Below are 1,120 nucleotides of genomic sequence, written 5' to 3'. Positions count from 1 at the left end.
CGCCCGTGCACTCGACGAGTTGGCCGACATGCATGCCCTGGAGCACGAGAAGCTGCTGGTATCGCAGCAGACCTGGCGCTGGGTGCTGGTGGCGTACTCGGCGGTGCTGCTGGTCGCGCTGGGCTGGCTCGCATGGCGGCTGATCGCCAGCTACCGGATGCTCGCCCGCGTGAACCAGGCGCTGACGCGCAGCCATGCCGAGCTGAAGGAGTCGCAGGTCCACCTGGTGCAGTCCGAGAAGATGTCCGCCCTCGGGCAGATGGTGGCGGGCATCGCGCACGAGATCAACACGCCGCTCGCCTACGTCAAGGGCACGTTCGAGGTGCTGCGCGAGCAGGTCGCCCCGGTGGCCCAGCTCGCCGCCAACAGCGTGCAGTTCGCGCAGATGCTGCACCTGCCGAACGAGCAGCGCGACCGGGCCCGGCTGCAGACGCTGGCCCATGAGTTCGACAAATCCACGAAGGAGGTCGCCGGCAGCCACGTGATGGACGAGATGGGCCAGCTGCTGGCCGACGGCATCCACGGCATCGAGCAGATCTCCGAGATCGTCACCAACCTGAAGAACTTCAGCCGGCTCGACCGCGCGAAGGTCAGCGAGTTCGCGGTGCATGAAGGCCTGGAGAGCACGCTGCTGCTGGCGCGCAACCTGCTGAAGAACACCGTCGAGATCCGCCGCGAGCTGGCCTTCGACCTGCCGAAGATCCAGTGTTCGCCGTCGCAGATCAACCAGGTGTTCCTGAACATCATCACGAACGCTGTGCACGCGATGCCCGTGGATCGCCCGGAACCCGGCGTGATCACGCTGCGCACCGCGCGCGAGGGTGACGACATGGTGCGCATCGAGATCCAGGACAACGGCAGCGGCATCCCGGCGAACGTGCTGCCGAAGATCTTCGACCCGTTCTACACGACCAAGCCGATCGGCAAGGGCACCGGCATGGGCCTGTCGATCTCGTTCAAGATCGTCCAGGAGCACGGCGGCAAGATCCTCGTCGACACCGAGCCCGGTGTCGGCACCGTGTTCTCGATCCTGCTGCCGCTGCGCCCGCGCGAACCCGGCAAGTCCGGCGAACCGCTGCCGCTGGCGGCCTGACCCCACCCATCCCACCCGACGGAGCCC

1 protein-coding gene is annotated in these 1,120 nt (G+C 67.1%); it reads left to right on the top strand.

What is annotated here, in order from left to right; genetic code table 11:
• Positions 1 to 1,093 (top strand): sensor histidine kinase (locus AC1D12_RS33825; protein WP_477845449.1); only part of this gene is annotated, 1,093 nt, incomplete at its 5' end.
• Positions 1,094 to 1,120: the final 27 nt, after the last annotated feature.

Source organism: Rhizobacter sp. P1_G5, from assembly GCF_056405435.1.
Note: the sequence above shows the minus strand (reverse complement) of the source record. Positions and strands in the feature narration are given on the sequence as shown.